Source organism: uncultured Aquincola sp. (assembly GCF_964001545.1).
In the GTDB taxonomy this organism is placed as follows: domain Bacteria; phylum Pseudomonadota; class Gammaproteobacteria; order Burkholderiales; family Burkholderiaceae_C; genus Aquincola.
Genome location: NZ_CAXFDV010000178.1, coordinates 1 through 7839, shown reverse-complemented (window position 1 = coordinate 7839; position 7839 = coordinate 1). Strand labels below are relative to the sequence as shown.

The 7839-nt window shown below is 70.3% G+C and carries 8 protein-coding genes; 4 read left to right on the top strand and 4 right to left on the bottom strand.

All coding sequences use genetic code 11. From position 1 onward, the window contains the following. Positions 1-154: 154 nt before the first annotated feature. The 4 genes from ABNT58_RS06090 to ABNT58_RS06075 all read right to left on the bottom strand — a co-directional run bounded on the left by ABNT58_RS06090 (position 155) and on the right by ABNT58_RS06075 (position 2405). Positions 155-424 (bottom strand): DUF5668 domain-containing protein, encoded by a 270-nt coding sequence (locus ABNT58_RS06090; protein ID WP_348752611.1) that lies wholly within the window; start codon positions 422-424, stop codon positions 155-157. An 82-nt stretch (positions 425-506) separates the two neighbouring features. Beyond that, a complete protein-coding gene (locus ABNT58_RS06085; RefSeq protein WP_348752610.1) occupies positions 507-1241 on the bottom strand; it encodes an anti-sigma factor in 735 nt (244 codons plus the stop codon). Further along, positions 1238-1798 (bottom strand): sigma-70 family RNA polymerase sigma factor, encoded by a 561-nt coding sequence (locus tag ABNT58_RS06080; RefSeq protein ID WP_348752609.1) that lies wholly within the window; start codon positions 1796-1798, stop codon positions 1238-1240. The genes ABNT58_RS06085 and ABNT58_RS06080 overlap by 4 nt, the downstream gene beginning before the upstream one ends. Positions 1799-1856: 58 nt before the next feature. After that, a complete protein-coding gene (locus tag ABNT58_RS06075) occupies positions 1857-2405 on the bottom strand; it encodes a DUF3455 domain-containing protein (protein ID WP_348752608.1) in 549 nt (182 codons plus the stop codon). Positions 2406-2628: 223 nt separating this feature from the next. Between ABNT58_RS06075 and ABNT58_RS06070 the strand changes: the two genes are divergently transcribed. From ABNT58_RS06070 to ABNT58_RS06055, 4 genes are all read left to right on the top strand, one after another. Then, a complete protein-coding gene (locus ABNT58_RS06070) occupies positions 2629-3357 on the top strand; it encodes a DUF6683 family protein (protein ID WP_348752607.1) in 729 nt (242 codons plus the stop codon). Positions 3358-3438: 81 nt separating this feature from the next. Continuing rightward, positions 3439-3900, top strand: coding sequence for a cache domain-containing protein (locus tag ABNT58_RS06065; protein ID WP_348752606.1), 462 nt, complete (start codon positions 3439-3441; stop codon positions 3898-3900). 33 nt (positions 3901-3933) lie between these two features. Then, positions 3934-5493, top strand: a complete 1560-nt coding sequence (locus ABNT58_RS06060) for a methyl-accepting chemotaxis protein (RefSeq protein WP_348752605.1) — start codon at positions 3934-3936, stop codon at positions 5491-5493. 132 nt (positions 5494-5625) lie between these two features. Continuing rightward, on the top strand, positions 5626-7758 hold the full coding sequence (locus ABNT58_RS06055) for a catalase (RefSeq protein WP_348752604.1): 2133 nt from the start codon (positions 5626-5628) through the stop codon (positions 7756-7758). The last annotated feature ends 81 nt before the right edge of the window (positions 7759-7839 follow it).

The window sequence follows — 7839 nt, the reverse complement described above, 5'->3', positions numbered from 1 at the left end:
CGAGCACCTGCGCCGCTTCGACCGCATCACCGCGGTGGAACTGGCGCTGCGCGACCGGCGCCTCGGCTTCCACCGCGGCGAGGCGCCGCCCAAGGTGTCGCGCTACGTGGGGCAGGCGGTGGAGCGCTAGCGGGCAAGACCGGCGGCTGGCGGCTCAGCGCTGTGCGCCGCCGTCGGCGCGGAACCGCGCCCGCTCTTCATCGCTCATCTGCACCCAGGCCGGGCCGAATCGACGAGCCATGCGGCGCTCCCAGCGGTCTGCGCCCGACACGCGCCAGCGGGGCTTGCGCACCAGCAAGGCCACGCCGATGCCGATGAGCAGCAACGGCCACAGCAGCTGCATCATCTCGCGGTCGATGTAGCCGTAGTGCTTGAGCAGCCCGAACCCGCCGATGAGGACGAGGACGATCGGGAAGATGCGCATGGTCGGCTCCTGGCAGGACGGATGGTGACCACCGATGTTGCAGCCAGCCGGCTGCAACACCCATCCCCAGCATGCAATCCGCCTACAGCCGGACGCTGCGTCCCACGAACAGGATGGGCCCGGTGGGCCGGCCGATGGTGGAGCCGCCTTCGGGCTCCAGCGTGATCTCGAACAGCTGCTGGGCGCCCACGCCGGGCAGGCGGGTGGCGGGGATCTCGACCGTCTGGCCGGCGGCCACCAGGCCCAGCGAGGTGGGGCCGGCCGCGCCTTCGGGCTTGGTCCAGAACTGCCACACGCGGCCCGGCGGCACGCTGCCCGCATCGGCGGTGGGCACCAGGCGCAGCAGGCCGCCTTCGCGCACCTCCACCACCCAGCCGGTGGTGCGCTGGTCGGGGCTTTGCAGCACGGCCAGGTAGCGCGGCCCTTCGGGCGCGGCGGGCTGCAGCGGCGCCAGCCGCAGCACCACCGCCATCAGCACGGCCGACAAGGCCAGCGCGCCCACCGACAGCCCCTGCCACAGGCCCAGCCGCTGCCACCAGGGCGCCCGGGCAGTGGGGGCGCGGCGCGCAGCGGCCCGCGACGTCGGCTGGGGCAGACCCGCCTCGATGCGGGGCCACAGCGCGGCCGAGGGCTCGGCCGCGGGGCTGTGGCGCGTCAACGGCAGCAGCCGGTCCTGCCAGGCGTAGACCTCGGCTTGCAGCCCAGCGTCTTGCGCCAACGCCGCGGTCACGGCCGCATGGTCTTCGGGCGACAAGGTGCCCAGCACGTATTCACCCGCCGCGGCAGACCGCTCGGCGGGATCGCGCAGGTCGATCATGCGAGGCACTCCTTCAGGCTGGCCAGGCTGCGGCGGATCCACGACTTGACGGTGCCCAGCGGCGTCTGCAGCCGCTCGGCGATCTGCTCATGGGTGTAGCCCTCGACGAAGGCCTGCACCACGCACGCCCGCCGCTGCGCGTCGAGCCGCTGCAGGCAGCGCTCCAGACTGTCGGCGTCCAGGCCGCGATCGGTTTCGTCGTCCATCGCGCCGGCGGCCTGCTGCGCGTCCGACAGGCTGGCCAGCGCGGGGGCCTCCAGCATCTGCAGGCGCTGCGGCGCACGCAGCTCCGCCAGCGCCCGGTGGCGCACGATGGTGTAGATCCAGCCGCGGGCCGACCCCAGCGCCGGCTGGAAGCTGGCCGCGTGCTGCCACACCTGCAGCATGGCGTCGTGCAGCACGTCTTCGGCCAGCGCACGGTCGCGCACGATGCGCAGCGCCACGCCCAGCAGCCAGCGCCCTTCGTGCTCGTACAAGGCGCGCAGCGCAAAGCGCTCGCCGCGGGCACAGGCCAGCACGGCGGCTTCATGGTCGAACGGGGGCGGTGTGGGGGGCATGCGTCAGGTCAGCGGCGCCGGGCCGGCGCCGCGCACTCTAGCAGCGCCCCGGCCGGGCTCAGGCCGCCTTCCAGTAGATGTAGTCGGCCTGGTACTTGACCACCTGCTTGCGGCCGAGCGCAGCACCGTCGCACACGCTGGCAGGCGCCACACCGCCCTGGGTGGCCACGCGCTGGATGTAGGCGATGCCGTTCATCGCGCCCATGCCGGTGGCCGGGTTGGCCTTGACCAGCTGCAGCGGGATGCTGCCTGCCATGGCCGGCGCCACCGCCACCTGCGTGCCGGTGATCCTGGAACCGTCGTTGGCCGCCCAGGTGGCCGGCGGGCCGTAGTAGCTGCCCACCTTGGCGCCCATGCGGTTGTTGAGGTCGGCCTGCGGGCCGACGAACACCCATTCATGGCCGGCACCAGTGGTCTTGGCGCGGCATTCGTAGGTGATCTCGCCCACGCCCACGGTCTCCATCGCCACACGGTGGCCGGCGGGCACCTTCACCGCGTCGGGCAGTGCGTCCTGGTTGAAGCGGGCCGAGGTCATCGGCATGCCGCCGCAGGCCGACAGCAGTGCCACGGTGGCCAGGGCAACGGAGGTGAAAACGATCGAGCGCATGGTCTTGTCCTTCAAGCGGTAGTGATGGGCGCCACGTCAGGCGACGGGCGGTGGCCGGGGCTCACCTCTGCTCTAGAAGCCAGGCGCGCCTTCAGATGCAGCACGCGCGAAAAAAGATGTAACGGCTGTCTGCGCAGCGGCGTTGCTAGGGGTGGCCCTGCGCGGCGCATTCCGTAGGCTGCGGCCCACTGCGACAGACGCCCTGCGCCACGGGGCCCCTGCGATGACGTTGTACGACCCGCACCTCACCCCCACCCGCCGCTGGCGACTTGTCGGCGCCGCCTGCCTGCTCGGCGCCGCAGCGCTGATGCCGCCGGCCGCTTCGGCCCAATACACCATGGAGTTCGCGCAGACCTATGCGGCGCCGACCTCCAACTTCATCAGCAACACCTTCCTGAACCAGGCAGCGCTGATCAACGCCACCCGCCCCGATGCGCCGCGCGCGGCGGCCCCGGCAGCGCTGCCGATGGCGCCGCCCCGGGTCGAACGCAGCGCCGCCGAGCTGGCGCAGGCCGCGCCCCCGGCGCAACGCGCGAAGCTAGAGAAGGTCTACGCGCAGCTGATGCCCGGCTACCAGCAGCTGGAACGGCAGCTGGGCTGGCCCGCCGAGGACGTGGCCGGCGCGGTGGTGGCCCTGCTGGCCGGCAACTACATGGCCATGACCGGCACCGAGCCCAGCGACCAGGCCGTGAGCGCCGCCGGCCACCAGCTGCGGGCCAGTGCGCAACTGCAGGCCCTGCTCGCCCAGCTCAATGCCACCGACCGCCGGCGCCTCTATGAACAATGCGCGATGCTCGGCACCTTCATGGCGCTGGCCCACCGCAGCAGCCAGCAACAGCCACCCCAGGTGGTGTCCAACCTGCGTCATGCCGCCCGCGAGAACCTGCGGGCGGTGTTGGGCCCTGCGGCTGAGGGTCTGAGCTTCTCTGCGCGGGGGCTGCAATTCCGGTGATTAAAGAATCACAAGTGACCAGCCGATAGCCTGGATTCCTGCGGCAGACCGCCGCGTTTTCCAGCCTGTGAGACAAGCCACATGCAGTACACCTCGCGCATCGCTGCCACCCTGTTGACCGCAGCCTGCTTCGCCCTGCCCGCCGCCGCGCAGGAGCGGGGCACCAAGGAAGAAGCCAAGGCCATGGCCGACGCCGCTTTCGAGCACATCAAGAAGGTGGGCACCCAGAAGGCCTACGCCGACTTCACCACCGACAAGGCCGCCTGGACCAAGAAGGACCTCTACGTGATGGTCTATGACAGCAAGGCCGTGGTGCTGGCGCACGGTGGCAACGACAAGCTGCTGGGCAAGGACATGTCGGCCGTCAAGGACGGCAACGGCAAGCCGGTGGTCACCGGCCTGATCGACATCGCGGCCAAGGGCGGCGGCTGGTACGACTACGACTGGCCGGACCCCATCTCCAAGAAGATGATGGCCAAGTCCACCTATGCCCGCAAGCAGCCCAACGGCGAGGGCTTCATCGGCGTGGGCATCTACCGCTGAGCGGCCTGGCACAGACGACGAACCAGGCAAGTCATGAACCAGTTCTTTCGCAATGCCTCGATCGGTGTGAAGGTGTCGCTGGCGCCGGCCTTCGTGGCGCTGTGCCTGTTGGTGGTGGCGGCGGTGGGCTGGTTCGCCAACCGCTCGCTCACCAACGAGCTGCACGAAATCGGCGATGAAGGCGTGGCCCGCATCGTCAAGGCCGAGACGCTGGCGCAGGAGCTCACGCAACTGCATCAGCTGATCTACCAGAGCCTGACCTGGGAGGCCATCGGCCAGCGGGCGGAAATGATCAAGCAGCTCGACGACCGCATCGGTGCCCAGCTGCAGGCCTTCGAGAAGGCGGTGCACGCCGCCGCCAGCGACGCCGCCCTGTCCGACAAGGACCGCGCCGTGCTGGCGCCCATCGCCCAGGGCTACACGGCCTATGCCAAAAGCGCGCGCGACACCCTGGAGATCAAGACTGCCGGCGTGGCCACGGCCGCCAGCTTCGTGGTGACGCTGGACAACCAGTTCGCCGCCACCCAGCAGCAGCTCAAGGACTACATCGCCCGCGAACAGGCGCAGACGGCGCAAAGCGTGGCCGAAGCTTCGGCCACGGCCCAGCGCCACAGCCACGTCATCCTTGGCGCCACCCTGGCGGCGCTGGTGCTGGCGGGGCTGATGTCGGTGGCCATCGTGCGGGCGATCAGCCAGCCGCTGGGCCATGCGGCGCAGCTGGCCGGGCAGCTGGCGCAGGGCGACCTGACGCGCATCGAGCAGGCCACCTCGGCCGATGCCACCGGCCGCGTGCTGGCGGCGCTGGGCGAGGTGTCGCGCGGCCTCAGCGGCATCGTGGTGGACATCCGCCGCACCGCCGACGAGATCAGCACCGCCTCGGGCGAGATCGCCACCGGCAACAGCGATCTGTCCTCGCGCACCGAGAACACCGCCGCCGCGCTGCAGGAAACGGCCGCTTCCATCGAGCAGCTGGCCGCCACCATCCGCAACAGCGCCGACCATGCGCGTGAGGCCAACACCATGGCGCACGATGCCTCCAACGTGGCCCGCGAAGGCGGCCAGATGGTGGCCGACGTGATCCAGACCATGGAGGCCATCAACGCCCAGGCCAAGAAGATCGGCGAGATCATCGGCACCATCGACGGCATCGCGTTCCAGACCAACATCCTGGCGCTCAATGCCGCGGTGGAGGCGGCACGCGCTGGCGAACAGGGCCGCGGTTTTGCGGTGGTGGCCGGCGAGGTGCGCAGCCTGGCCCAGCGCAGTGCCGATGCGGCGCGCGAGATCCGCACGCTGATCAGCAGCTCGGTCGAGCAGATCGACGCCGGCGCGGTGAAGGTGCAGGCGGCGGGCCAGACCATGGGCCGCATCGTCAGCGCCATCGAACGTGTGGCCGGCAGCGTGGAAGACATCTCGCGGGCCACGGCCGAGCAGGCCAGCGGCATTGCGCAGGTGAACCAGACGGTCTCGGAGATGGACCGCTCGACCCAGCAGAATGCGGCGCTGGTGGAAGAGGCGTCGGCCGCCACCGAATCGCTGCGCAACCAAGCCGGGCGGCTGGTGCAGCTGCTCACGCGCTTCCGCACCGTTTGAGCACGACCTGAGCCTGCCAGCCCCGTTTCGTCGCGCTGTCCTACAGCCGGCGAAGCGGCTGGCCCACAGGCCGTGCGCCTGTGGCGGCATAGCCTCCTGGTTGCATTTGCATGCTGCCAACCAGGAGAGCCCATGCCCAGCCGCAAGACCGCGATGCCCGCACCCGCCCGCCGCCCCGCGGGCGGCGCCGCCCCCCAAGCCCTGCCCCCCGGCACCGGCCCCGGCGGTGAGACCCACCAGACGGCCGGCGTCGGCCAGCCGCTGCTCACCAGCAACCAGGGCCTGGCGGTGGCCGACAACCAGAACTCGCTGCACGGCGGCTACCGCGGCCCCACGCTGCTGGAAGACTTCCTGCTGCGCGAGAAGATCACCCACTTCGACCACGAGCGCATCCCCGAGCGCATCGTGCATGCCCGCGGCTCGGCCGCGCACGGCTACTTCGAATGCCTGCGCGACTGCAGCGAGTGGACCAAGGCCAGCTTTCTGAGCAAGGCCAAGAAGCGCACGCCGGTGTTCACCCGCTTTTCGACGGTGGCCGGCGGCGCCGGCTCGGTGGACACGCCGCGCGACGTGCGCGGCTTCGCGGTCAAGTTCTACACCGACGAAGGCAACTTCGACCTGGTGGGCAACAACATCCCGGTGTTCTTCATCCAGGACGCCATCAAGTTCCCCGACCTGATCCATGCGGTGAAGATGGAGCCCGACCGCGGCTTTCCGCAGGCGGCTTCGGCGCACGACACCTTCTGGGACTTCGTCTCGCTGATGCCCGAAAGCCTGCACATGATCATGTGGGCGATGAGCGACCGCACCATTCCGCGTTCGCTGCGCATGATCGACGGCTTCGGCGTGCACACCTTCCGGCTGGTCAATGCGGCGGGTGACTGGAAGTTCGTCAAGTTCCACTGGCGCGCCGGCCTGGGCGTGGAGTCCACCACCTGGGACGAGGCGGTGAAGATCGCCGGTGCCGACAGCGACTACCACCGCCGCGACCTGTGGGAAGCCATCGAGCGTGGCGACTTCCCGACCTGGGAGCTGGGCCTGCAGGTGTTCGACCAGGCCACCGCCGACAGCCTGCCCTTCGACGTGCTCGACCCCACCAAGGTCATCCCCGAAGAGATCGTGCCGATCGAGGTGGTGGGCCGCATGGTGCTGGACCGCAACCCGTCCAACTTCTTCGCCGAGACCGAGCAGGTGGCCTTCTGCCCCAGCCACATGGTGCCGGGCCTGGACTTCAGCAACGACCCGCTGCTGCAGGGTCGGCTGCACTCGTACCTGGACACGCAGCTGTCGCGCCTGGGCACGCCCAACTTCCACCAGCTGCCCATCAACCAGGCGCGCTGCCCGGTGACCAACTTCCAGCGCGACGGCCAGATGCAGATGCAGGTGCCCACCGGCCGCGTGGCCTACGAGCCCAATTCGCTGGGCAGCCGGCTGCCGCGTGAATCGCCCGAGCGCGGCTTCAACAGCGTGGCGGTGGAAGAGACCGGCCCCAAGCAACGTCTGCGGCCCGAGAGCTTTGCCGACCACTATTCGCAGGCGCGCCTCTTCTTCCGCTCGATGACCGCGCCCGAGCAGGGCCACATGGTCAATGCACTCGCCTTCGAGCTGGGCAAGGTGGAAACCGGCGCTGTGCGCGACCGCGTGCTGTCGCACCTGGTGCTGATCGACGAGACCCTGGCCCAGGGCGTGGCCGACAAGCTGGGCGTGGCGCCGGGCAGCATCTCGCAGGCCACGCCGGCCCGCGAGCCGCAGGATCTGCCGCCCTCGCCGGCGCTGAGCCAGGTGGCCACCCGTGCCGGCGGCCTCAAGGGCCGTCACCTGGCCATGCTGGTGGCCGAAGGCGCCGATGCCGAACTGGTGAACACCACCAAGCAGGCGCTGGAAAAAGCCCGTGCCCGCGTGTCCGTCATCGCCGCCAAGATCGAAGGCGTGCAGCTGTCCGACGGCAGCCTGCTCAAGGCCGACGGCGCGCTGGCCGGCTCACCGTCGTGCCTGTTCGGCGCGGTGATCGTGCTGGGCAGCGAAGCCGGCATCCAGCCGCTGCTGGGCCACCCGGCGGCGCTGGACTTCCTGCGCGACGCCTGGCGCCACCTCAAGGCCATCGGCCTGGACGCAGCCGGCCAGCAACTGGCCCAGGCCGCCGGCATCGGCAACGACGAAGCGGTGCTGATGCTGACCGACCGCAAGACGGTGGCCAAGTACCTGAAGGTGGCCGCCGCGGGCAAGTACTTTGCGCGTGAAGGGCAGCCGGGGACGGACGCCTGACAGGCGGCGCGAGCCGGCACCCGGCTTGCCGTGGCGGTGGCACCCATTCAGCGGAGCCATCGCCATGCATCCAAAACCGAT

Coding starts and splice junctions, on each gene's coding strand:
- ABNT58_RS06090 (WP_348752611.1), bottom strand. CDS start 424: ATGCGCATCTTCCCGATCGTCCTCGTCCTCATCGGCGGGTTCGGGCTG.
- ABNT58_RS06085 (WP_348752610.1), bottom strand. CDS start 1,241: ATGATCGACCTGCGCGATCCCGCCGAGCGGTCTGCCGCGGCGGGTGAA.
- ABNT58_RS06080 (WP_348752609.1), bottom strand. CDS start 1,798: ATGCCCCCCACACCGCCCCCGTTCGACCATGAAGCCGCCGTGCTGGCC.
- ABNT58_RS06075 (WP_348752608.1), bottom strand. CDS start 2,405: ATGCGCTCGATCGTTTTCACCTCCGTTGCCCTGGCCACCGTGGCACTG.
- ABNT58_RS06070 (WP_348752607.1), top strand. CDS start 2,629: ATGACGTTGTACGACCCGCACCTCACCCCCACCCGCCGCTGGCGACTT.
- ABNT58_RS06065 (WP_348752606.1), top strand. CDS start 3,439: ATGCAGTACACCTCGCGCATCGCTGCCACCCTGTTGACCGCAGCCTGC.
- ABNT58_RS06060 (WP_348752605.1), top strand. CDS start 3,934: ATGAACCAGTTCTTTCGCAATGCCTCGATCGGTGTGAAGGTGTCGCTG.
- ABNT58_RS06055 (WP_348752604.1), top strand. CDS start 5,626: ATGCCCAGCCGCAAGACCGCGATGCCCGCACCCGCCCGCCGCCCCGCG.